Annotated in this window: 11 protein-coding genes, 8 pseudogenes and 2 riboswitches; of the genes and pseudogenes, 7 read left to right on the top strand and 12 right to left on the bottom strand. The window is 70.9% G+C overall.

What is annotated here, in order from left to right; genetic code table 11:
- Positions 1 to 77: 77 nt before the first annotated feature.
- The 6 genes and pseudogenes from MTP03_RS12135 to MTP03_RS23735 all read left to right on the top strand — a co-directional run.
- On the top strand, positions 78 to 1,343 hold the full coding sequence (locus tag MTP03_RS12135; protein WP_248488542.1) for an alpha/beta fold hydrolase: 1,266 nt from the start codon (positions 78 to 80) through the stop codon (positions 1,341 to 1,343).
- On the top strand, positions 1,247 to 2,440 hold the full coding sequence (locus MTP03_RS12130; RefSeq protein WP_248488541.1) for a macrolide family glycosyltransferase: 1,194 nt from the start codon (positions 1,247 to 1,249) through the stop codon (positions 2,438 to 2,440). Before MTP03_RS12135 ends, MTP03_RS12130 begins: the two co-directional genes overlap by 97 nt.
- 50 nt (positions 2,441 to 2,490) lie before the next feature.
- Positions 2,491 to 2,599, top strand: a riboswitch (glycine riboswitch).
- A 62-nt stretch (positions 2,600 to 2,661) separates the two neighbouring features.
- Positions 2,662 to 5,486: pseudogene (gene gcvP, locus MTP03_RS12125) on the top strand (aminomethyl-transferring glycine dehydrogenase).
- A gap of 42 nt (positions 5,487 to 5,528) precedes the next feature.
- Positions 5,529 to 5,957, top strand: a complete 429-nt coding sequence (locus MTP03_RS12120; RefSeq protein WP_248488540.1) for a hypothetical protein — start codon at positions 5,529 to 5,531, stop codon at positions 5,955 to 5,957.
- A gap of 250 nt (positions 5,958 to 6,207) precedes the next feature.
- Positions 6,208 to 7,521 carry a hypothetical protein gene (locus tag MTP03_RS12115; protein ID WP_248488539.1) on the top strand — a complete coding sequence of 438 codons (1,314 nt, stop codon included), beginning with the start codon at positions 6,208 to 6,210 and terminating at the stop codon, positions 7,519 to 7,521.
- Between the two features lie 174 nt (positions 7,522 to 7,695).
- A pseudogene (locus tag MTP03_RS23735) lies at positions 7,696 to 8,320 on the top strand (DUF222 domain-containing protein); the annotation flags it as partial.
- Positions 8,321 to 9,855: 1,535 nt separating this feature from the next.
- Here MTP03_RS23735 and MTP03_RS12105 read toward each other — a convergent pair.
- The 9 genes and pseudogenes from MTP03_RS12105 to MTP03_RS12070 all read right to left on the bottom strand — a co-directional run bounded on the left by MTP03_RS12105 (position 9,856) and on the right by MTP03_RS12070 (position 18,796).
- Positions 9,856 to 10,239 carry a DUF2510 domain-containing protein gene (locus MTP03_RS12105; protein WP_248488537.1) on the bottom strand — a complete coding sequence of 128 codons (384 nt, stop codon included), beginning with the start codon at positions 10,237 to 10,239 and terminating at the stop codon, positions 9,856 to 9,858.
- Between the two features lie 79 nt (positions 10,240 to 10,318).
- The gene (locus MTP03_RS12100; RefSeq protein WP_248488536.1) at positions 10,319 to 11,422 is read right to left on the bottom strand and encodes a substrate-binding domain-containing protein; all 1,104 of its coding nucleotides are present in this window, start codon (positions 11,420 to 11,422) and stop codon (positions 10,319 to 10,321) included.
- Positions 11,423 to 11,432: 10 nt separating this feature from the next.
- Positions 11,433 to 11,750 carry a hypothetical protein gene (locus MTP03_RS12095; RefSeq protein WP_248488535.1) on the bottom strand — a complete coding sequence of 106 codons (318 nt, stop codon included), beginning with the start codon at positions 11,748 to 11,750 and terminating at the stop codon, positions 11,433 to 11,435.
- The gene (locus tag MTP03_RS12090; protein ID WP_248488534.1) at positions 11,702 to 11,887 is read right to left on the bottom strand and encodes a hypothetical protein; all 186 of its coding nucleotides are present in this window, start codon (positions 11,885 to 11,887) and stop codon (positions 11,702 to 11,704) included. Before MTP03_RS12090 ends, MTP03_RS12095 begins: the two co-directional genes overlap by 49 nt.
- A 382-nt stretch (positions 11,888 to 12,269) precedes the next feature.
- Complete coding sequence (locus MTP03_RS12085) at positions 12,270 to 14,450, bottom strand: malate synthase G (protein ID WP_248488533.1); 2,181 nt, start codon at positions 14,448 to 14,450, stop codon at positions 12,270 to 12,272.
- Positions 14,451 to 14,491: 41 nt separating this feature from the next.
- Positions 14,492 to 15,372 (bottom strand): annotated as a pseudogene (locus MTP03_RS23730) (ATP-binding cassette domain-containing protein).
- Positions 15,373 to 15,679: 307 nt separating this feature from the next.
- A pseudogene (locus MTP03_RS23725) lies at positions 15,680 to 16,216 on the bottom strand (ABC transporter transmembrane domain-containing protein); the annotation flags it as partial.
- 7 nt (positions 16,217 to 16,223) lie between these two features.
- Positions 16,224 to 17,391 (bottom strand): annotated as a pseudogene (locus MTP03_RS12075) (type III polyketide synthase).
- A 10-nt stretch (positions 17,392 to 17,401) separates the two neighbouring features.
- Positions 17,402 to 18,796 carry a fatty acid desaturase gene (locus tag MTP03_RS12070; RefSeq protein WP_248492142.1) on the bottom strand — a complete coding sequence of 465 codons (1,395 nt, stop codon included), beginning with the start codon at positions 18,794 to 18,796 and terminating at the stop codon, positions 17,402 to 17,404.
- Positions 18,797 to 19,285: 489 nt separating this feature from the next.
- On the opposite strand from MTP03_RS12070, the gene MTP03_RS12065 reads away from it, so the two are divergent.
- Complete coding sequence (locus MTP03_RS12065) at positions 19,286 to 20,104, top strand: LppX_LprAFG lipoprotein (RefSeq protein ID WP_248488532.1); 819 nt, start codon at positions 19,286 to 19,288, stop codon at positions 20,102 to 20,104.
- A gap of 65 nt (positions 20,105 to 20,169) precedes the next feature.
- Here MTP03_RS12065 and MTP03_RS12060 read toward each other — a convergent pair.
- From MTP03_RS12060 to MTP03_RS12050, 3 pseudogenes are all read right to left on the bottom strand, one after another.
- A pseudogene (locus MTP03_RS12060) lies at positions 20,170 to 21,171 on the bottom strand (ABC transporter substrate-binding protein).
- Positions 21,168 to 21,937, bottom strand: a pseudogene (locus MTP03_RS12055) (ABC transporter ATP-binding protein). Before MTP03_RS12055 ends, MTP03_RS12060 begins: the two co-directional pseudogenes overlap by 4 nt.
- Positions 21,938 to 22,907: pseudogene (locus tag MTP03_RS12050) on the bottom strand (FecCD family ABC transporter permease).
- A 102-nt stretch (positions 22,908 to 23,009) separates the two neighbouring features.
- Positions 23,010 to 23,145, bottom strand: a riboswitch (cobalamin riboswitch).
- Between the last annotated feature and the right edge of the window lie 5 nt (positions 23,146 to 23,150).

The following is a 23,150-nucleotide window of genomic DNA, read 5'->3' as shown; positions in this document are numbered from 1 at the left end:
CGCCGAGGACCGTACCGGCGTCGCGGGACTCGCGGCCGCGCTCGCCGGGGACTTCTCGGTGATCACCTACGACCGCCGTGGCCGCGGAGCCAGCGGCGACCCGCAGCCGTACGACCCCGCGCGAGGTCGACGATCTCGCAGCCCTCCTCGACACCGTGGGCGGGCCGGCCTTCCTGGCCGCCGGGTCCGGCGGGTGCGGCCTGACCCTCGACGCGGCGAGCGCCCTCGGCGACCGCGTCGCGGGCGTCTACCTGTACGAGCCGCCGTTCATCGTCGACGACTCCCGCGACCCCGCACCGGCCGGTTACCTCGCGCACCAGGAGGCGCTCGTGGCCGCCGGCCGCCGGGACGAGGCGGTCGAGTACTTCATGACCGAGATGATCCGCGTCCCCGCCGAGTACCTGCCGATGATGAAGGAGGACCCGTCCTGGCGGGAGATGGTGCGCTACGCCCACACCTACGCCTACGACGGCCGCATCCTCGCGGGCCTGCAGGACGGGACGCCGCTGCCGACCGACCGCTGGCACATCGAGGTTCCGATCGCCGTCGCGGTCGGCGGCAACGGGGAGGAGTTCATCCGGCGCGGGGCTGCCGCGCTCGCCGCGCTTCTGCCGAACGTCACCGTCCTCACTCTCGAGGGGCAGGATCACTCCGCCTTCTGGATCGCGCCGGAACCGGTGGCCGAGCAGCTGCGGGCGTTCCTCCGCGGGATCGCGGCACCGTCGGGGATCGAGGGGAGCGGCGTCGATGCGGCGGGCGCGCACCCCGAGCCCAGCACGGCCGTCGCAGCACTCGACCGGCTCGTCGGCGAGTGGACGGTCACCGGCGGTGCCGAGGGCGTCGTGCGGTACGAGTGGATGTCGGGCAGGCACTTCCTGATGCAGCACGTCGAACTGGAGCAGTTCGGCGAGCGGATCACCGGTCTCGAGGTGATCGGCCACCTCAAGCCGTTCGGCGAGCCCGCGGGCTCGGCCCTGGCGTCGAGGTTCTACGACTCACTGGGCAACACCCTCGACTACACGTACGAGCTCGAGGGGACACCCTCACCATCTGGGCGGGCCCGGCCGGCAGCCCGGCGTACTTCCGCGGCGAGTTCGCCGACGGGGACCGGGTGCTCGACGGTGCCTGGTTCTACCCCGGCGGTGGCGGTTACGCCTCGACGATGGTGCGCCGCTGAGCGCCTGTGGCGTGCGCCGCGATCGATCCGCTGTGCCCCGCCGTCCTGCCGGGGCATAGCGTGGTCGGTATGGCCCACATCGCGATGTTCTCCATCCCCGCGCCGGGGCACGTGCTCCCTTCGCTGGACCTCATTGCGGAACTCGTCCGTCGCGGGCACCGCGTGACCTACGTCGACGACCCGTCCATGCGGGAGACGATCGCGCGGACCGGCGCCGAGTTCCGCGCCTACGACTCCGTGCTCCCGAAGATCGGCGACGCGGCCGGGGCCGGCGACGACGAGGCCTACGGCGGCGACGTCATCGACCAGCTGACCCTGTTCGCCGACGAGTACGAGAACCAGCTGCCCCAATGGTCCGCTCTCTACGAGGACGACCGTCCCGACCTGATCCTCTACGACATCGCCGGGGCGATGAGTGTGGTCCTGGCCAGGAAGTGGGGGATCCCGACCCTCCAGATCTCGCCGACCTACGTTGCCTGGGAGGGCTACGACGACGACATGGCCGACTTCCACACCCTGCTGCGCACCGACCCGCGCGGGATCGCCATGCTCGCCCGCCAGGATGCGCTGCTGGCGAGACACGGCATCGACGAGGACTCCCTGCACTTCCTGGGCAGCCCGGAGCACTCGCTCGTCCTGATCGCGCCGTCCATGCAGCCGAACGCCGACCGGGTGGACCGCACGCGATACACCTTCACCGGGCCCGCCCGCCGCCTGCCGGACGCGGCGGCACCGTCGGGCGGGACGGACCGTGCGACGACGCTCCTGGTCTCGTTCGGCTCCGCCTTCACGGATCAGCCCGCGACCTACCGCGCCGCCTGCGACCTCGCCGCGCAGCGGCCCGACTGGCGGGTGATCCTGCAGGTCGGGGGCCGTACGGACCCGTCGACGGTGACCGCCCTCGACGGTTCCGTGCCGCCGAACGTCGAGGTGCATCCGTGGATCGACCAGGTGCGGGTGTTGCAGGAGACCGACGTCTTCCTCTCGCACGCCGGCATGGGCGGGGCCAGTGAGGCGATGCTGACCGGAACTCCCGTCGTCACCGCGCCGCAGGCAGCCGACCAGTTCGAGAACGCGACGATGCTCGCCGCGGCGGGTATCGCCGTACCCGTTCCCGAGGTGCTGAGCGGGGCGACGCTCGGGGCGGCGTGCGACGCGGCGCTGGCGCTCACGGGGCGCGCGCAGGAACTGGCCGCGGAGCTCGCCGAACTGGGCGGACTCGCGCGCGCCGTCGAGGTCGTGGAGGCTCGTCTCCCCGCCTGACCTCACCGTACGGGCGTCCTGTTGAAATGCGTTAGAATCTTCGTGCGTCGCAACACCGCGTGGGAGAGCCCAGCGGGCACCGTCGAGCACGGGCCCCCGGGCGCCGAAGGAGCAACACCTCTCCGTCAATCTCTCAGGCACCAGGACCACGTGGGTTGGGCGCCTCTGGAGCCGCCGGCGACTGAGGGGAGGGCGTCGTCCCCTGCTCGGAGGTCAGAGTCGTGTCCAACTTCCCCGCCCGTCACATCGGCCCCGACACCGATGAGCTCGCACAGATCCTGCGCGTGATCGGCGTCGACAGCCTCGACGACCTGGCCCGCGCCGCCGTGCCCTCGGCCATCCTCGATCCGGAGGCCGACAACGGCCTCGGCGCCCTGCCCGCGCCGATCGACGAGCACGAGGCCCTCGCCGAACTGCGTGCCCTCGCGGACCGCAACACCGTCGACCGCACCATGATCGGGCTCGGGTACTACGACACGCTGACCCCGCCGGTGCTGCTGCGCAACATCATCGAGAACCCGGCCTGGTACACGGCCTACACGCCGTACCAGCCCGAGATCAGCCAGGGCCGCCTCGAGGCCCTGCTCAACTTCCAGACCATGGTCTCCGACCTCACCGGCATGGAGATCGCCAACAGCTCCATGCTCGACGAGGCGACCGCCGCCGCCGAGGCGATGACCCTGCTGCGCCGCGCCGGCAAGTCCAAGAGCCCGCGCCTGGTCGTCGACCGCGACGTCTTCCCGCAGACCCTCGCCGTGATCGAGACCCGCGCCGAGCCGCTGGGCATCGAGGTGCTGGTCCACGATGTGACCACCGGCCTGCCCGAGGGCGAGTTCTTCGGCGTCATTCTGCAGACCCCGGCGCGTCGGGCCGGATCGCCGACGTGCAGGCCGTGATCGACGGTGCCCACGAGCGCGGCGCGCTCGTCGCCGTCGGCGCCGACCTGCTGGCGATGACGCTCCTGACGCCTCCCGGCGAGCAGGGCGCGGACGCCTGCTTCGGCACCACGCAGCGCTTCGGCGTGCCGCTCGGCTTCGGCGGCCCGCACGCCGGCTACCTCGCGGTGCACAGCAAGCACGCGCGGCAGATCCCCGGCCGACTCGTGGGCGTCTCCGTCGACGCCGACGGCAACCTCGCCTACCGCCTGGCCCTGCAGACGCGCGAGCAGCACATCCGCCGCGAGAAGGCCACGTCGAACATCTGCACCGCCCAGGTGCTCGGCCGTCCTCGCCGCGATGTACGCGAGCTACCACGGCCCCGAGGGGCTGCAGGCGATCGCACGTCGCGTCCACCGTCGCGCCACGATGCTCGCGGACGCCCGGGCGACGCCGTCGTGCACTCGACGTTCTTCGACACCGTGCTCGTCAACGTGCCCGGCCGCGCCGACGACGTCCTCGCCGCCGCCAAGTCCGCGGGTTACAACCTGTGGCGCGTCGATGACGACCACGTCTCGGTCGCGTTCGACGAGACGAGCACCGAGGCCGACGTCTTCGCGCTGTTCCCCGTCTTCGGGGTTACCGCGGCAAGCGGGCTGTACGACGACGCGGCGCCGTCGGACATCGAGAACCGGACCTCGGAGTTCCTGACGCACCCGGCGTTCCACGCCTACCGCACCGAGACGGCGATGCTGCGCTACCTGCGCAAGCTCTCCGACAAGGACATCGCGCTGGACCGGTCGATGATCCCGCTGGGCTCGTGCACCATGAAGCTCAACGCGACCGCTGAGATGGAGTCCATCACCTGGCCCGAGTTCTCTCGGCTCCACCCGTTCGCGCCCGCCGCGGACAGCGAGGGCATCCGCGCCCTGATCGCCCAGCTGGAGGAGTGGCTGGTCGCGATCACCGGCTACGACAACGTCTCGCTGCAGCCGAACGCCGGCTCGCAGGGCGAGTACGCGGGCCTGCTCGCGATCCGCAACTACCACCTCTCCCGCGGCGACGCGCATCGCACCGTCTGCCTGATCCCCTCGTCGGCGCACGGGACGAACGCCGCGTCGGCCGTGATGGCGGGCCTGCGCGTGGTGGTCGTCGCCTCGCGCGAGTCCGGCGACGTGGACACCGCGGACCTCAAGGAGAAGATCGCCAAGCACGCCGACGAGCTCGCGGCGATCATGATCACCTACCCGTCCACGCACGGCGTGTACGAGCACGAGGTGCGCGAGATCTGCGGGGCCGTGCACGAGGCCGGCGGCCAGGTCTATGTCGACGGTGCCAACATGAACGCGCTGGTCGGGCTCGCGCGGCCCGGCAAGTTCGGCGGCGACGTCTCGCACCTGAACCTGCACAAGACCTTCTGCATCCCGCACGGAGGTGGCGGTCCCGGTGTGGGCCCGATCGGCGTCCGCAGCCACCTCGCGCCGTTCCTGCCCGGGCACCCGCTGGAGCCGTCGCTGGGCACCGGCCCAACGATCTCGGCGGCGCCCTTCGGCAGCGCCTCGATCCTCCCGATCACCTGGGCGTACATCCGGATGATGGGCGCGTCGGGCCTGCGTCGCGCGACGCTGACCGCGATCGCCTCCGCGAACTACATCGCGGCGCGCCTGAACGACTCCTTCCCGGTGCTCTACACCGGCGAGAACGGCCGCGTCGCGCACGAGTGCATCCTGGACGTGCGCGGCATCTCGAAGGAGACCGGCGTCTCGATCGACGACGTGGCGAAGCGCCTGGCGGACTACGGTTTCCACGCGCCCACGATGAGCTTCCCCGTGGCCGGCACGCTCATGGTGGAGCCCACGGAGAGCGAGTCGCTGGGCGAAATCGACGAGTTCTGCGACGCGATGATCGCGATCCGCGCCGAGATCGCCCGCGTGGCGTCGGGGGAGTGGCCGGTGGACGACAACCCGCTGCGCGGCGCCCCGCATACCGCGGAGTGCCTGGTCGCCGAGTGGGAGCACCCGTACTCGCGCGAGGTCGCCGTGTACCCGCAGGGGCTGCCGTCCGGCGGGGCGCGCGCCAAGGTATGGCCGTCCGTCCGCCGGATCGACGGTGTCTACGGCGACCGCAACCTGGTCTGCTCCTGCCCGCCGATCGAGGCGTTCGCGGAGTAGCACACCACCGCTCCGAGTATTCGCTTTTGTTAAGCTGCGCTTATGCAGCGATGGATCTCGGACAATCCGTACCAGGCGGGCATGCTCGCCGGTCTCATGGTGTTCCTGCCCGTCACGCTGCTCCTGGCGTGGTTCCTCGGGCGTGACAAGCGGTTCGGTTTCCGACCGCTGGACATCGTCATCGGGTTCGGCTGTGTCTATCCGGTGGCGCTGGTGCTCGCGTGGACCGTGCAGTACTCCGAATTCGCCTCGGGGTTCGCGCTGTTCGCAGGGTTCACCCTCGCGTACGTGCTCGCGCTGAGCGTCGCGAAGGTGCGCAGCACGCGCGCGATACGCCGCGACGAGACCGCCCGGACGGCCGCGCGTGCGGCGATTCCGGCGCCGGCGCGGGAGTACTTCGGGCGCGAGGGATTCGCCCGGGTGCTCGACGGGGTGGGGAGTTCCCCGCGCCCGACATCGCGTCGGACGTGATCGCCTACTGGACGTTCCGCGCGCTGGATTCGGGTGACTACGTGGAGTGGTCGCGGTCGATCCACTACGCGACCGCGATCAGGGGCTGGCGCATGTCGTCCCCGACGCTTGCGGCCTCGATCCCATGGCTCGTGAATCCCTTCCTGCGAAGCGCTGACAAGACGTGGGATCCCGCCGTGGACCAGGGGTTCCGAGACCGGGCACTCCCGTTGCTCGCAGCCCGGTTCGGCACTGCGGCACAAGTGGCTGCATGAGTGGGTACCTCTGGAGCTTCGCGGGCTGCGCCACCGGAGCGCTCGTCGCGGTGATCCTGATGTGCGTGCTGCTCGGGCCGTTCTTCGACCTGGAATCCGCCGCCCCGACCCGCGGCGACGGATGGATCGGCTTCGCGATCGGGCTCGCCGTCGCTCTCGGGCTCACTGCCGTCCGGATCGTGGTCGCGCCGGATCCGTCGCCGTTCGTCGAGAAGCTGGGCCTCGGCGCGGGCATCGGCGTCATGGCCGGGGCGCCCCAGTTCCTGGCGCTCGCGCGGGGGCACCGTCGGGCTCCGGAACCCGAGCCCGCCCTGGCGGCGCCACCCCGCCGGCCCGGGGAATTCGTGGTCCCCGTGACGTTCTCGGCGGGGGTGCGGCGCCACTTCGCGGCGCCCGGGGCGCGGGCCCGCTACGTGATCGCGGCGTACCGCCGGGGCCTGATCCCGCCGGAGTCCGTGCCCGGCCTGGCCGCCGAACTCGCGCCGCTGGTGCCCGACGGTGCCGCCTGGCGCGAGCTCTCGGTGTGGCGGGGCGGGCACGGGCTCGACGATCTGGTGGATCGCGCGGCGGCCGCGATCGGCTACGAGCCGACTGAGGAGAGCGACCGGGCGGAGGTCGTGGAGCGCCTCGTCTACTGGGCGATGTGCAGCAGCGATCCCGGGGTGCGCGCCGCGGTCGTGACATTACTTGCGCCGCAGACGGTCCCGGGGTCTCGGACCCTCCCGGACTGGGAGGTGCGCGACCGGATCGATCGGCGGCGTTCGGCGGTGATCGACGGGCTGGAGGTCCGGTACGACGAGGGCGTGGGGCCGGCGGTGCACCGGCACTTCGCGGACCCGACGGTGCGCGCCCGCGAGCTGATCGCCGCGTACCGGCGCGAGGCCCTCCACTCGTCGTTCGTCCCGGGACTCGCGGCGGAGATCGTGGCGGACCTGCCGGGCGCGGGCGAGGCCTGGACGGAGTTGGCCATGGCATCGAGCAGCTCTGTGCGCGCGGACCTGCTGCCGGTGCTCGAGCGTGCCGCCGTGGAGATCGGCTACGAGCGGACGGGCGAGCAGGCGGAGCGGGATCTGCTCGAATCCGCGGCGTATCAGCTGGTTCTGGATGGGCGGACCCTGGACCAGTCGCGGCGGCTCGAGCGGGTCGACTTCGAGTTCGGCCACGACGGGGCGTTGGAGGCGATGCGGGATGCGCGATATCTCGCCGGCGACGACTACTTCGGGCAGTTGCGGTCCGTGCGCAGCGATGTCGCGGCGTATCTCGAGGGACGATACGGCGTATCGGGCGTCACTCGAATCCTCGATTCATAGTTGCAATAGACTCGAACGGGTGTACTATGGAGGCATGGCGCTTCCTGCGGCACTACGCGATCTACCTGGGGATCTGCTTCCCTGGGGCTCGCGGGTGCGCGGAGTGAAGAGCGCGCGGTCGCTGCGGTTCTGTTCGAAGAACGCCGGTCTGAGAACGTCGCGTACTGCCGGACGATGACGGGGCTCTACGCCCTGCACCGGGTGATGTACGCCGATGATGAGGCGGCGTATCTGGCGCGTCCCGGCGAGTACGCGGAGGCGGTGGAGGCCCGGCGGCGGCTGGCGGCCGCCGAGGAAGCGCTCGACGCGCAGGTGTCCACGCTCCTGCGGATGGGGTCCGCGGCGGCGCGCCACGCGGTCGAGACCGCGATCGGGCTCGTGGAACGGGTGCCCAAGGTGTTCGGGCTGGTCGGGGAGAATGTGATCTCCCCGAAGGCGGCGGAGGCGGCCCTGTGCCGTGCGCGTGCGCTCGGAGCCGAACAGGTACGTGAGTACGACACGGCGCTGCACGAGCGGCTCACGCGAGAGCTCGAGGTGGTGTCCTTGCCCGCGCTGCGCGAGGCTGCGGATGCCATCGTCGATCGGCTCGACCACGAAGCGGCCGAACGTCGTCGCAAGCTCGCCGAGCGGGATCGGCGGGTCACGTTCCGCCCGGACGAGGACGGCATGGGCGCGGTGTTCGCGCTGCTGCCCGCCCACGATCAACGAGCTGTCCGCGCGGCTGGACCACATCGTGACTACGGTGTGCGACGGCGACCCGCGCACCGTGCCGCAGCGTCGTGCCGATGGGCTGATGCAGTTGTCCCGCGGCTATGGCACGCTGGGCTGCCAGTGCGAGACGGAGGACTGCAGGTACCGCGAGGCCGTCTTCTTCGGCGAGCCGGACGCCGACGGTGCCGTCACCCGGTTCGTCACCCTCTTCCACGTCGTCCTCAACGAGCGGGACGTCCCTGAGGCAGCAGAGGCCGAGTCGGCGGCTGAGCGCTGTGCGGACACAGCTGCGGGCGACGTGGATGGCGCCGCCGGCGCAGAACCTGCCGCGGTTGCCGATGCCGGCGCGGCCGCGACGGCGAGCACGGGGACAGTCGCGAGCATGGTCGAGCACACCGGCTCGGCGGCGTCCGGCGAGCAGCCTGCTGCCGGGTACCTCGTGGGGCACGGACCGATCTCTGTGGAGTACGCCCGCGAGCTGGCGCAACGTCCCGATGCGAAGGTCCGCCCGTTCGGCCGCCGCATCACGGACGAGGTCGTGCCCGCGGCCGGCTCCGACTCTCCTGAGTCCGGTACGGCCACTACTCACGTCGGCCCGCTCGGCACGCTCGACATCGCGTTCGCGTTCGCCGAGATCGTTCTCCACCTGGAGCACTCGGGCGAATTCGCCGACGATTCCGCTGGATTCGCGTGGCCGGTTCCCGAACCAGGTGGTGGTTCCTCCTTCGACCACTCGGACGGTGACGATCCGGACGCCCACGCCCCGGACGGTGGCGACGACGACCCCGATGACGACGATCTCGATGACGGCGATCCCGGTGACGACGATCCCGATGACGACGATCCCGATGACGGCGACCCGGACGATGACCCGGACAGTGGCCCGGGCGGTGGGGGTGGAGGGCCTCCGGGCCGCTGCCGAACCCGGGCGGCGACTCAGGCGGTGCGGCCCCGCGTGCAGACGCGCCGTCGCCCGCCGCTCCGAGTACGGCGCCGGTGGTGCGGGCGCGGGGGAGTCGCGGATACCGGCCGTCGGTGGATCTCGACCGCTACCTGCGGCTCACGATCCCGCGGTGTGTGTTCCCGTACTGCAACCGCCCGGCCTCGCGAGCGCAACTCGACCACAGTCGCGAGTTCGACCACCGCGCCCCCGAGCTCGGCGGACGGACGACCGCTGACTGCCTGCAGCCCCTCTGCATCGCGCACCACCACGTCAAGACGGCGGGGAGGTGGATCGACGCCAGGCTCCGCGACGGGAGGATCCTCTGGACCTCGCCGGACGGGCGACGGTACATCGTCGACCCGAGCAGTACGGTGCTGGCGCTGTTCCCCGACCTCGCGCGGGTGGAATGGATCGTGCCGGACGGCGTCGGAACGGGGAACGCCGATCCGGGCGCCGATACCGTCCAGTCCGGCGGCCGGACCCGCCTGCAGCGTGAGCACGCTCGCCGCGAGCGACTCCGTCAGCGGAACATCGCGGCGGTCGAGGACGAGATCGCCCGCGCGCGTGAGCCCCGCAGCATCGTCGAGGATCGTATCGACCAGGTGCTCGGCGCTCCACGGCCCCGGGAGCGCACCGCGCGCTGCCGCAGGACGAACAGCCGCCCTTCTGATCCGGCCGGGTCAGATCTTCTCGAAGACCATCGTCGCCTGGATGCGGTCGCCGCCGGCGAATCCCTTGCTGCCCGACGACGAGGTGCTGATCGTGTGCAGGCGATAGCCCAGGGCCGCTTGCTGATTGATCGCGGCCTCCAGCTCGGTAAGGTTGCCGGAACCGGTCCCCAGGAACTTCTCCTTGAGCACCACCTGCAGCACCACGTAGTTCATGCCGTTCTGCGCCGGACGGGGCTGGGCGCCCGCGGTGGCCTCGGCCTCGATGCGGTTGATCATGCCGCCGATCCCGCCCTGCTGCGGCGGCCGTTGCGTCTGCTCGGTCCACCGCTGCCCGTCCCACCAGCGCTGGGTTCCAGATCCGTCGTCGTACCACCCGGGTGTCGTGTTCGTCACCGGCCGATCGTAGGCGCGCACCGTCGTGCACCGGGCCGTTCGGCACCGGATTCATCCGTTCGGACGAGCGCTCAAGCGCTCAACGGCCCTTGATCGCGTCGGCGAGGGTGGTCACTGCCGCGTTCGACGCGGGCGCCGAGGGCTCGACGGTGCCGAAGTCCACGGACGGCGTGCCAGCGGGCGTGGGCCGACCCGGAACGCGGAAACCGGCTTCGGCCAGCGGCGCGGCGTTGTCGTCCTCGGTGAGGAAGGCGACGAAGTCGGCCGCCGCGCGCTCCTGGGCGTCGGACGTGTCGCCACGGTCCAGGACGGCCGCGGGATACGTCGCGGACGCCGTCGGGCCGCCGGGATGCACGCCGATCGGCGCCGCACCGCCCCGCCCGCGTCCGAAGGCGTACAGCTGCTGCTCGGTGACGGGGACGGCGAGCGCACCGTCGCCGGGCGTGGTCAGGGACTCGAGCGTGGCCACCGCGCTCGTGGACCTCGGCGCGGCGGAGGCCCACCGCTGCAGCGAGCCGGTCACGACCGGGCTCTTCGCGGCATCGTCGGACAGCGCCGCGCCGCCGGTGCGCCCGACCGCGGCTGCCACGGACTGCGCCGCGAGGAAGGTCCCGTCGGAGTCGGCCCCGGTCGGCAGCGCGATCCGGAGCGACTGCTGCTTCCCGGGCAGGTCCAGCCAGCGCACATCGGCGAAGTCCTCGCGCGCCGACGCCCGCACGGCGAGGACCACCGGCGATGACGCGATCGACGTCGGCTGCCCGGACACCTCCGCAGGCTTCGCCGCCGCGAGCCTAGCCGTCCAGACGGTGCTCTCCGGGATCCACAACGACGGTGCCGCGCCCAGCTTCGTGTCCCAGGTGCCCGTGAGCGCGCCGAGCGCGACCGGCGAGTCGACTCCCGAGACCTCGATCTTCGCGCAGTAGTCGGCCGACACGGTGCCGGAGGAGTTGAACGTGTCGGCCACCCGACGCAACGACTCGACCAGCGCGGGCGCCGCGGCGACGTGCACGGGGAGATCGCCGCGCACGCACGTGGCCGCAGCGTCGCGGCCCTCCTGCTCGGAGCGGCCCGACAGCCACACCATCGCCACGGCGACGACCGCCACGACGACGATCGCGACGACCAGCGCGATCAACCAGCGCGCGACGCCGCGGGAACCCGTTCCAGACCGATGTGATCCCATCGACAGCAACCTACCCGAAGATCCCGCGCGGCGGCGCGGACTCCTGCGCGTTCGTGCTGGTGAAGGGCTTCGCACCGCCCACGAACCGGGCCACCTCGGTGCCCGCCAGCAGGGTTCCGGGGAACGGGTCGCCCGCGAGCCGACGTGCCAGGCCGTCCGGTACCCGCCCCGCGACCAGCGTCAGGTTCCCGAATCTGCGGCCTTTCAGCACCCCCGGTTCGGCGGCGACCGCCACGGAGCCCTCGGAGGAGCCGCCGAAGACCTCCGCGACCGTCGCGGTCACGGACCGGGCGAAGGCGAGCGGCGCACCGTCGGCGATGTTGAGCACGACGACCGCGCCGGGCGCGAGCAGCGGTACCAGCGAGGCGAAGAACTCCGAGGTGGTGAGGCCCGCAGGGTGCGGGCTCCGGCGAACACGTCCAGGACCAGCAGGTCGACGGTGCCGAGCATGCCGGGCGGCAGCACGGACGCGGCCTGCGCGGCGTCGGCGCAGCGGATCTTGATCTGCTCGCGCCTGGGCAGGGCGCTGTGGCCCGGACGGCGTCGATCAGGGCGCGATCCACCTCGAGGACCTGCTGGCGCGAGCCGGGACGGGTGGCGGCGACGTAGCGGGGCAGGGTGAAACCGCCGCCGCCCAGGTGGACGGCGGTGATCGGCTCGCCGGTCGGTCGTGCCAGGTCGATGACGTGCCCGATCCGGCGCACGTACTCGAAGACGAGGTTCGTCGGGTCGCCGGTGTCGACGTAGCTCTGCGGCGTCCCGTCGAGGAGGACGGTGAACGCGCCGGGCCGGTCGCGATCGGCTTCGATCACGACCGGCCCGGCTTCGGTCACGGGGACGGAACCGCTCAGCTGTTCGCGGCCTTGTACTCGCGACGACGCGCGTGCAGGATCGGCTCGGTGTAGCCGTTCGGCTGCGTGCCGCCGAGCAGGATCAGATCCTTCGCGGCCTGGAACGCGATGTTGGTGTCGAAGTCCGGCGCCAGCGGGCGGTAGTCCGGATCGCCGGCGTTCTGCTGGTCGACGACCGGCGCCATGCGCTTGAGCGCCTCGATGACCTCGGCCTCGGTGACGACGCCGTGGCGCAGCCAGTTCGCGAGCAGCTGCGAGGAGATGCGCAGCGTCGCGCGGTCCTCCATCAGGGCCACGTCGTGGATGTCCGGCACCTTCGAGCAGCCGACGCCCGCGTCGATCCAGCGGACCACGTAGCCGAGGATCGACTGCGCGCTCTCGTCCAGCTCCTCGCGTTTCTCCTCGTCCGACCAGTTCGGGTTCTTCGCGAGCGGGATGGTGAGGATGTCGTCGACCGACGCGGGATCGCGCTTGGCGATCTCGTTCTGCACCTCGAACACGTCCACCAGGTGGTAGTGCAGGGCGTGCAGCGTCGCGGCGGTGGGCGAGGGCACCCACGCGGTGGTCGCGCCGGCCTTGGGCTGGGCGATCTTCTGCTCGAGCATCGCGGCCATCAGGTCGGGCATGGCCCACATGCCCTTGCCGACCTGCGCCTTGTGCTGCAGGCCCGCGTGCAGACCGATGTCGACGTTGCTGTCCTCGTACGCGGGGTACCAGGTCTGGCCCTTGAGCTGACCCTTGCGGACGATCGGACCCGCGGCCATCGAGGTGTGGATCTCGTCGCCCGTGCGGTCCAGGAAGCCGGTGTTGATGAACACGACGCGGTCGTTCGCGGCGGCGATCGCGGCCTTGAGGTTCACCGACGTGCGGCGCTCCTCGTCCATGATGCCCACCTTCAGCGTCAGCGCGGGCAGGCCCAGCAGCTGCTCGACGCGGGCGAAGATCTCCGCGGCGAAGGCCACCTCGTCGGGGCCGTGCATCTTCGGCTTCACGATGTACACCGAGCCGGTGCGCGAGTTCCTGATCTCGCCCGACAGGCCGTGGATCGCGATGAGCGAGGTGACGATGCCGTCGAGGATGCCCTCGCCGATCTCCTCGCCGTTCAGCAGGATCGCGTCGGTGGTCATCAGGTGGCCCACGTTGCGCACGAACAGCAGCGAGCGGCCGTGCAGCACCAGCTCGGAGCCGTCGGGCGCGGTGTACACGCGGTCCGGGTTCAGCGTGCGGGTGAAGGTCTTGCCGCCCTTGCTGACCTCTTCCGCGAGGTCGCCCTTGTTCAGGCCCAGCCAGTTCCGGTAGCCCACGACCTTGTCGTCGGCGTCGACGGCCGCGACCGAGTCCTCGAAGTCCATGATCGTGGTGACCGCCGACTCCACGAGCACGTCCTTGATGCCCGCAAGATCGGTGGAACCGATCGGGGAGGCCGCGTCGATCTGGATCTCCAGGTGCAGGCCGTTGTGGCGCAGCAGGACGCCGGACGGGGCGCTCTGCTCGCCCGTGTAGCCGACGAAGGCCGACGGGTCGGCGAGCGCACAGGTCTTGTCGCCCTCGGCGATCGCGAGCGCGCCGTCGGCCACCGTCAGGCCTGTGACGTCCGCCCAGGAGCCGGACTCGAGCGGCACGGCCTTGTCGAGGAAGTCCTTGGCGAAGGCGATCACCTTGTCGCCGCGGACCTTGTTGTAGCCGGGCTTGCCGCCGGGCGCCTTCTCCGCGCCGTCGGCCTCGGAGATGGCGTCGGTGCCGTAGAGGGCGTCGTACAGCGAGCCCCAGCGGGCGTTCGCGGCGTTGATCGCGAAGCGGGCGTTCAGGATCGGGACCACCAGCTGCGGGCCGGCGGTCGAGGTGATCTCGGAGTCGACGTTCGACGTGGTGATCTCGCGGTCCTCGGGGACCGGCACCAGGTAGCCGATGTCCTGCAGGAACTGCTTGTACGCGGGGAAGTCGGTGATCTCGCCGGGGGAGGCGGCGTGGTATTCGTCGATCTTCGCCTGCAGCTCGTCGCGGGTGGCGAGCAGCGCCCGGTTCTTCGGGACCAGGTCGCCGATCAGCTGAGCAGCGCCCTCCCAGAAGGCGTTCTGATCTACACCGGTACCGGGAAGCGCCTCGTTGTTGATGAAATCGTAGAGGACCGTTGCGACCTCGAGGCCTGCGACGGATGTCCGGGCGGTGTCAACCATGAAGTTCTTCAACCCCTTCGTAGCACGTGATTATGTGCCCATCAGGTTACTCCGCGGGCGATCGCCGCCGACGCCGGGACCACCTGCCCGAAGTCCAGTTTCACCAGCTGGTCGGCGCGGTCGAAGTATCTGTCGTCGTGGGTGATGACGACCACCGCCTTTCCCCGTGCTCGCAGGTCCGGGACGATCCGGTCGTAGAACACGGCGCGGAACCGTGGATCCTGATCGGCGGCCCACTCGTCGAACAGGTACACGGGCCGGTCCTCGAGGAGCGCGGTCAGCAGGGCCAGCCGCTTACGCTGCCCGGTGGACAGCGCAAGCGTCGAGAGCTTCCCGTCCTGCACCGTGACGGCGTGCGCCAGCTCCAGGTCGTGCAGCAGGCCGCGCACCCGGTCGTCCAGGTCGTCGGTCCCGAGGCCCAGGTAGTCGTCGAACAGGTGGAAATCGGAGAACACCGCCGTGGTGTGCTGCCGGAACCACTCGGTGTTGTCGGGGCCCACGAGCTCGCCGCCGATTCGGATCTCGCCGATCCGCGGCGCGTACAGCCCGTGATCAGCTTCGCCAGCGTCGATTTGCCGCTGCCGTTGCCGCCGACCACGAACGTGACCTCGCCGGGACGCAGCGTGAGGTCGACGGGGCCGAGGCGGAAGCCGTGCGGGACGCCGGGCGGTGGTCCCTGGGGAGGATGCGGCGGCGGGTCGCCGGGGCCGCCGTGCGGCGGGTGTCCGGGTCCGTGCGCGCCGGGCGGGGGCTCGGGGAGGTACTCGTAGCCCACTCCGCGCAGTTCGACGGTGCCGGCGCCGACGGGCCGGCCGTCGTAGGGCAGCGCGGTCTCGTCGCGCGGCGTCTCGAGCGAGAGGTCGAGGCCGCGGATCTTCGCGAGCGCGACGTCGCCGCGCAGCAGGTCCGGGATGCGGTGCATCAGGCTCTGCATCGGCATCGACAGGAAGGTCGTGACCAGGACGTACCCGATCATCGTCTCGCGCGGCAGCTCCATGGCCCGGGCGAGGACGAAGAGGATGAGCACCATCGTGCCGAGCTGCAGCACCTGCCCCAGCGCACTGGCCGCCCGCGAATCGGGTGCCTGCGGCGACGTGCTTACCGCGCAGGTCCTCGGCGGTGCCCAGGAGCTTGCGGTCCAGGAAATCGGTGCGCCGCGCGCGGTGCAGCTTGAGTTCCTTGACGCCGTGCGTGACCTCCTGGAACGAGCCGATCAGGGCGTCGTCGAGCTCGCGGGCCCGGCGGTAGGTCTCCCGGACCCGCCGCAGCACCGTCTCCACACAGGCGATGCCGATGAGCGTGCCCGCCACGGAGACCGCGAACAGCGTGCCCGAGACGGTCGCGAGGTAGGTCAGCGCGCCGATGATCGTCGCCAGGTCGATGCACAGCCCCGGGATTCCCGAGACCGCCATCGACAGGGAGCGGACGTCCTCGGTGAGGGTCGCCAGCAGCCGGTGGTCGCCGAGCCGCTCGATGTGCTCGAGCGGGGCGGCGAGCACGCGCTGCGACAGCCGCGCCCGCAGCCGGTACACCGCCGCCTGCGCGAGGTGCAGCAGGATCAGCTGCGAGGCGACGCCCGCCACCACCACGACGACCGCGGTCAGGACGAACTGGGTCACCGTCACCGTCGGCATCGGTCCCGGCGCGACGAGGCCGTTGATGAGCGTGAGCAGGTAGGCGTTCGCGCCGCCGGCGATCAGGCCCGCGACCACCGCCGCGGCGATCGCCGCCGGCGAGATCGAGAGCAGGAACTTGAACAGCTTCATGGCGTGCTCATTCGCCGTCGGTGATGACGTCGAACAGGAAACCCTCGACCGTGACGCCCGGTGCGAACGAGAAGGCCATGCCCGTGCTCGGCGCGGCAGGAGCACCGTCGGGCATCCGGGCCAGGAGGCGCTCGAGGACGAACAGCAGGGAGACGCTGAGCATGTTGCCGTGCTCGGCGAGCACGTCCCAGCTCAGTCGCGACGCCTCGGCCGGCAGGCCGAGCCTGGGCGGCCGACTCGATGATCTTGGGTCCGCCCGGGTGGATGGCCCAGTGCGCGACGTCGGCGTCGCTGAGGCCGTTGCGGCCCAGCACCTCGTCGATCACGGGCCGGACGCCGCCCAGGATGTACTGCGGCAGGGATTGCGCGAGCTCGCACGTGATGCCGTTGGCGTTGACGCCCAGCACGATCCCGTCCTCGGCACCGTCGAGAAGGTGGCTGAACGTGTCCCGCACGACGATGCTCCCGGACCGCAGCGGGTGCCCGACCTCGCTCGCCCCGATGAGGGCGGCGCCGCAGCCGTCGGCGAACAGGCTGGAGATGACGACGTCGTTCGGGTCGCCCGAGAACACGGCGTTCACCGAGCTGATCTCCAGGCAGATCATGAGCGACTTGCGGTCCGGGTTGGCCCGCACGTAGTCGGTCGAGACGCGGAGGGCGTTCATCGCGGCGGCGCAGCCCATGAAGTTGATGACCACGCGGCTGGTGCTCGCGGCGAGGCCGAGGGCGCGGATGACCGCGACGTCGACGCCGGGCGCCAGGAAGCCGGTGCTCGTGACGAAGACGAGCTGCCCGACGTCCTCGGGACGGGTCTCGCCGAGCGCGCGGCGCGCCGTGTCGATCGCGAGCGGCGCGGCGTGCTCGTAGAACAGGTCCATGCGCTCGCGGATGGTGTCCGGGCGGGCGCTGAACTCCGCGAACTCCGGGGTCAGCGGGTCGATCGCCAGGTGCCGCTCGGCCACCTGCGTCTTGGCGTAGACGCGGCGGATGCGCGCCGCCTGCGCGGGATCGTCGAACCGCTGCGCCACCCGGTCCGCGGACTCGGCCTGGTCGTACGTCGGCGCGGGCGAGCCCGTCGCGAGCGACTCGATCACCGCGACCGAGGTCGGCGGGGCGGGCGGGGCGCCGCGCCACAGGCCGTCGGGGACGACGGTGCGCTGTTCCTGGGTGTTCATGGTCATCTCCTTAAACCGTGCCGATGCCGGTGAACCCGGCGACGACGTACGAACCCGACGTCTTGAGGGCCTGCGGCGAGAAGTGCTCGCGGAGGAATCCGTGGCCCTGCTCCTGCGCGGGCCGGGCCTTGCTGCCGAGGAACGTCCGGACCTGGTCCGGCAGCCGGTCGAAGAAGAAGCTGCGCCGCGGCAGCCACTCGACGCCGAACTTCGCGGCCTCCTCGGCCATGAGGTCCTCGGTGATGATGTTGGCGTAGCCGCTGCGCTGGTACGGCAGGACGTGGTGCACGCGGTGGCTGGACAGCCCGGCCGAGAGGAAGCAGTCGACGTAGCGGTTGCCCGAGATCCTCAGGTCGTACGCCTGGTTGAGCTGGTTCACCGCCCAGTCCTCGGTCTCGACTTCGGGCAGTTCGTCGACGTCGGTCTCGAAGTCGTGGCTCGCGACCACCAGGAACGTGCTGACCCACAGCACGGCGACGAACTGCGCCACCCAGGCCCAGATGTCGCCGAGGAACAGGAACAGGAAGAACTCGCCGATCAGCACCGCGCGCATCGCGAACGCGCCGATGAAGTGGGGCAGAGCGCCGCGCATCGAGCCGTACATGTCGGCCACGCCCACCTGGCGGGTGAGCTTGACGATCTCGAACAGTCGCATCGTCATGCCCGTGGCGGTGTGGCCGAACTTGTGCAACGTGTGGATCGGGATCCGGTACCACCGCGGAATGTCCATCATCATGGTGAACACGTTCTTCTTGATGTCCACTTCGCTCTGCGTGTGCGGGTGGTGCAGCAGGGCGTGCCCGTCGGCGGTCACGAAGGACAGCGCGACGTAGTTGATGTCGAACGAGTTCACCAGCACCTTGGTGGCGCCCTTCTGGGCGCGGTGGATCGCGTAGTGCCCGAAGCCCGCCAGGGAGCTGCGCAGGATCACCATGAGGATCACGAACAGCCAGATCGGCATCCACGCCGGCACGCTGAGCCGCGCCGCGATCACTGCCACGTAGGCGACGGCCAGGGCCGCGGCGGTGATGTTGAACAACCGGTCCATGCGCTGGATCCGGGCCTTCATCGCCGGGTCCTTCAGCCGCGCCTTCACCTGGTGCAGGAGATCCGCGGGATCGTCGAACCGGTAGCGCGGGGTGTCGCGCCAACTGTCGAAGCCGTCCTTGAACAGGAACGCGGGGGCGTTGTTCTTCGGGTGCACGTCTTCGACGCGCGCGTCGCGGTCGAGTGCGAACCGCTGGAGCATTTTCTCGATCTTCTCGGGATTCGCGTGGTACGAACCGATGATCGAGGTGATGTCGCGATTCTTGGACCGGCCGATGAAGAATTCGCCGCCCGGGTGCTTGTTGATCCATTCCGACAGGTCGTACGCGCGGCCCTTGTAGACCCACACGTTCGACAGCTGCGGGCCGCCGCCGGGGCCGGCTCGCGGCCGAGGTCGCGGGCGCCGGGATCGCCGCCCTCACCACCGTCGATCCCGACGGGGCCGCTGCCTCGCCGACCCGGGTCGAGCGGGTCCGGGCGGCCCTCGCGGGGGCCGTTCTCCGGATCGCGGGGGGCGCGGTCCAGGTCGCGCGGGCCCGGATCGGCCGCAGTGGGGCGCGGGCCGTCGGGCCGCGGCGCGGCGGGCGGCGGGGTGGGATTGGTGGACACGTTCTCGACCTTCCATTGGGCGCGACCGGTCTCCCGGTCCCGTACACCATCTCCGGGTACGCTAATGGATCGCTGAAAGTGCACTTGTCGCTACCGTCGTTTGCCGACTCGGATGTCAGGACGTGTACTTCGAATGCTTCGTTCGGCTCCGGGATTCGTGCATACTTCATCGGTGAAGGCGGGGCCTCCGTCTTCTTTTCACGCCGGCGAACCGTTCGGCCTGATGCAAGGGGAACCCATGAAGATCTCAGCAACGCGCGCCGCCGTCGCGCTGCTCGCGGCGGGAGCGCTCGTGCTCACCGGCTGCGCCGACAAGAAGACGGACGACGGCGCCGCGACCACCACCGCGGCCGCACAGGACGGCGCGTCGGGGTCGCCGACGGCCGCGCCGTCGGTGGACGCCAGCGGCCTGCCGACGGTCCAGATCATCCAGGACGCGGCGCTCGCGACCCGCGAGACGTACTCCGAGCACCTCACGCTCAACGTCGACAAGGCGATCCAGGGCCTGCCGGTCACCAGCGTCGCGGGCGACATCATCTCGTTCAAGGACACCAAGCGCGTGGCCGCCCAGGGCGATGCGAACGTGCGCGTGAACGAGAACTTCGTGCAGACCAAGTTCGTCGTTATCGACGGAGTGCTGTACGCCAACCTGGGCGGCGCGAAGTACCAGCCGATGGGCAAGACCGGCGAGAAGGGCGTCTACGACCCGGCCATCATCCTGGACATGGAGAAGGGCCTGGCGAAGATCCTCGAGTCGGTGCAGAACCCCAAGGTCGAGGGCAAGGAGACGGTCAACAGCCTCAAGACCGTCAAGGTCACCGGCACCGTCGACACCAAGGTGCTCGACCCGCTCCTGCCGCAGATCACCGAGATCGCGATGAAGGGCAACGCGGGCACCGCCCTGCCGATCACCCTGTGGATCGTCTTCGACCCGTCGGCCGACCCGCAGCCCAAGCCGAACGTGACGAAGATGCAGGTCAAGCTGAAGGACGGCAACATCGATCTGAACCTCACCGAGTTCGGTAAGGACGTCAAGATCGTCAAGCCCGCCACGTAGGGCGCGGACGCCACGCGGAAGCCGGACCTTCGGGGGAGGTCCGGCTTTCCGCTGTCCGGGGCCGGTCAGAAGCCCTTCGAGCGGAGGTACGCGCCCAGGGTCTCGACACTGCCCGGCGTGCGCGGGCCCTCGACCCAGCCCGCGTACGGGATCACCACGAAGTTCCCCTCGCGCACCGCGGTGGTGTTCGCCAGGAGCGGCTGCGAGCGCAGCTGCGCGATCTTCGCGTCCGGCGTGTTCTCGGGGCCCACGCCGTAGTCGACGATCGCGATCACCTGCGGGTCCCGCTGCGCCGCGCCCTCCCACGACGCGGTCGTCCACGAATCGTCGAGGTCGGCGAAGACGTTGACGCCGCCCGCGTTCTCGATGATCGCCTGCGGCGTGCCGGTGCGGCCCGAGGTGAAGGGTCCGGCGACGCGCTGTCGAACAGGAAGACCTGGCCCTGCGGGCCTCGTCCGACGGTGCGCCGGTGTGCACCTTCGCGATCCGTGCGCGGTACTGCGCGACCAGCTCCGCGGCACGGCCCTGCACCCCGAACAGCGTCCCGAGGTCGGTGAGGTCCTTGAACAGCGCGTCGAGCGGGGCATGACGCCCCGCTTCGTGCTGCCGGCCTGGCGGCAGGCCTCGGTGAGCTGGTACGGCACCGCACCGATCGACCGGATCCAGTCCGGGTTGACGCCGGTGGTCTCCTTGAAGCCGTAGTTCCAGCCCGCGAAGACGAAGTCCGGTCGCGCCGCCCTGATGGTCTCCCGGGTGAAGGCGGTGCCGAGGCTCGGCGCCCGATCGAAGTCGGCCCTCCACGGCGAGGTGTTGTAGTCGACGTGCTTGCCGTCGTAGGTCGTGTATCCGGCGATCCGGTCGGTGAGGCCCAACGCGAACATGATCTCCGCGACGCCCGTGTCGTTGACCACGACCCGCTGCGGCACGCCCGGAACCGTCAGGGGCTCGCCGCAGTTGGTCACGGTGGCGGGGGCTCCGACCGGGCCCGACGGGGCCGCCTCCTCGACCGTCGCGCCGCAGGCGGTGAGCAGTGCGCCGCTCAGGACCAGCACGGGGAGTCGCTTCATGTCAGGGGCCCTTCGTCGAAGATCACCTGGGGGACGCCCAGGCGGGGGTGGGGGAGGACGTGGGCGCCGATGGCGAAGTAGCGCCGGATCGTCTCCGGGGTGAGGACGTCCGCCGGGGTGCCGGAACAGGCCAGTGCGCCGTCGGACAGCACGTACAGCCGGTCGCAGTACTGGGCGGCCAGGTTGAGGTCGTGCAGCACCGCGACCACCGTGACGCCAGGCCGCGGGCGGCGCTGAGCACCGCGAACTGGTGCCGCACATCGAGGTGGTTGGTGGGCTCGTCGAGCACCAGCACGCGCGGTTCCTGCGCGAAGGCGCGGGCGATCAGCACTCGCTGCGCCTCGCCTCCCGAGAGGGTGCCGAAATCCCGCCGGGCAAGGCCGGAAGCGCCGGCGACGGCGAGCGCACCGTCGACCGCTCTGCGATGCGCCGAGATTGGGACGCCGCGGCGGCGGTGCGGTAGCCTGCCGGTCTCGACGATCTCGCGCGCGGTGAAGCCGATGTCGAACGGCGCGTGCTGCATGACCGCGGCCACCTGGCGGGCGTTCTCGGCGAGGCCGACGGCCGTCACGTCCCGCCCGTCGACGGCGACGGTGCCCGCGGCGGGATGGAGGGCGCGGTACAGGCACCGGAGCAGCGTCGACTTGCCGCTGCCGTTGGGGCCCACGACGCCGATGAACTCTCCGGTGTCGGCGGTGAGGTCGATGTCGTCGACGATCGTGGTGCCGCCGAGCTCGACGGTGACGCCGCTGTACTCCACCCGCATCTACGCGCCCCCGAGATTTCTACGGCTCATGAGCGCGACGAACAGGGGGACGCCGACCGCGGCCGTGATCGCGCCCAGCGGCAGCTCCTGCGGCGGGACCACCGTGCGCGCCACGATGTCGGCGAGGACCAGGAACAGTGCGCCCAGCGCGGGAGCGATCACGAGGACCCGGCGGTGGTCGGCGCCGACCAGCAACCGCGCGACGTGCGGCACCACCAGCCCGACGAAACCGACGGCGCCGCAGACCGACACGATGATCCCGGTCATGGCCGCGGTGAGTACGAACAGCGTCGAGCGGTACCGTGCGGCGGCGATGCCGACCGAGACCGCCACCTCGTCGCCGAGCGCGAGGGCGTTGAGCCGGCGCGCGCCCGGCGCAGCACGACGAGTCCGATCGCCACGGTCACGGCCAGCAGCGCCGTGGTCCGCCATGTGGCGGGGGACAGGCTCCCGAACAGCCAGAACATCACCGTTCGGGCGGCGTCACCGCGCGGGGCGAGGAACACCAGCACCGTGGTGACCGCCGACAGGCCGTACGCCAGCGCGGTTCCGGTGAGGACGAGTCGCAGGGGAGCGAGCCCGCCCCGCGGTACGCGATGAGGTAGACCAGGGCCGTCGCGCCGAGCGCACCGAGGAACGCCGCGGTGGGCAGCGCGTACAGGCCGAGCGTGCCGAACACCCCGAACAGGGCCACCGTCGTGGCGCCGACCGACGCGCCCGAGGAGATGCCGAGCACGTACGGGTCCGCGAGCGCGTTGCGCACCATCGCCTGCACCGCGACACCGATCGCGCTGAGCCCCGCTCCCACGATCGCGGCGCTCAGCACCCGTGGGACCCGCGAGTCGGTGACGATCCGGTAATGCGTGGCGTGCTCGGCGTCGATGACGCCGCCGGTGAGGAACGCCCAGACGTAGCGCGTCGAGTCCTGCCACGGGATGCGGACGGTGCCCAGCAGCACGCCCAGCCACATCGCGGCGATCAGCGCGATGAGCAGACAGGCCAGCAGCACTGCCACACGGCGCGACGAGACGACTCGCACTCCGCGACTCCCCTCGGGTCGGTGAGCACCACCCGATCCGGGCGGTCACGAGGCAGGTATCGGGCTGTCGCGGGATCGCGATCACCGTTGCGGGGCAGCCCCGGAATCGCACCGGGTTCCCTCTTGCGCCGCACGCTCACGCGCGCGGACCTTCGCTGCGGGGAAGTGTAGTGG

It is taken from the genome of Tsukamurella sp. PLM1, assembly GCF_023168325.1.
Taxonomy (GTDB): domain Bacteria; phylum Actinomycetota; class Actinomycetes; order Mycobacteriales; family Mycobacteriaceae; genus Tsukamurella.
This window is presented reverse-complemented; position numbering and strand designations above follow the sequence as displayed.

Bases quoted from the DNA above. Each gene is read 5' to 3' on its own strand.
- MTP03_RS12130 (WP_248488541.1), top strand. From the start codon at position 1,247: ATGGCCCACATCGCGATGTTCTCCATCCCCGCGCCGGGGCACGTGCTC.
- MTP03_RS12120 (WP_248488540.1), top strand. From the start codon at position 5,529: ATGCAGCGATGGATCTCGGACAATCCGTACCAGGCGGGCATGCTCGCC.
- MTP03_RS12115 (WP_248488539.1), top strand. From the start codon at position 6,208: ATGAGTGGGTACCTCTGGAGCTTCGCGGGCTGCGCCACCGGAGCGCTC.
- MTP03_RS12100 (WP_248488536.1), bottom strand. From the start codon at position 11,422: ATGGGATCACATCGGTCTGGAACGGGTTCCCGCGGCGTCGCGCGCTGG.
- MTP03_RS12085 (WP_248488533.1), bottom strand. From the start codon at position 14,450: ATGGTTGACACCGCCCGGACATCCGTCGCAGGCCTCGAGGTCGCAACG.
- MTP03_RS12065 (WP_248488532.1), top strand. From the start codon at position 19,286: ATGAAGATCTCAGCAACGCGCGCCGCCGTCGCGCTGCTCGCGGCGGGA.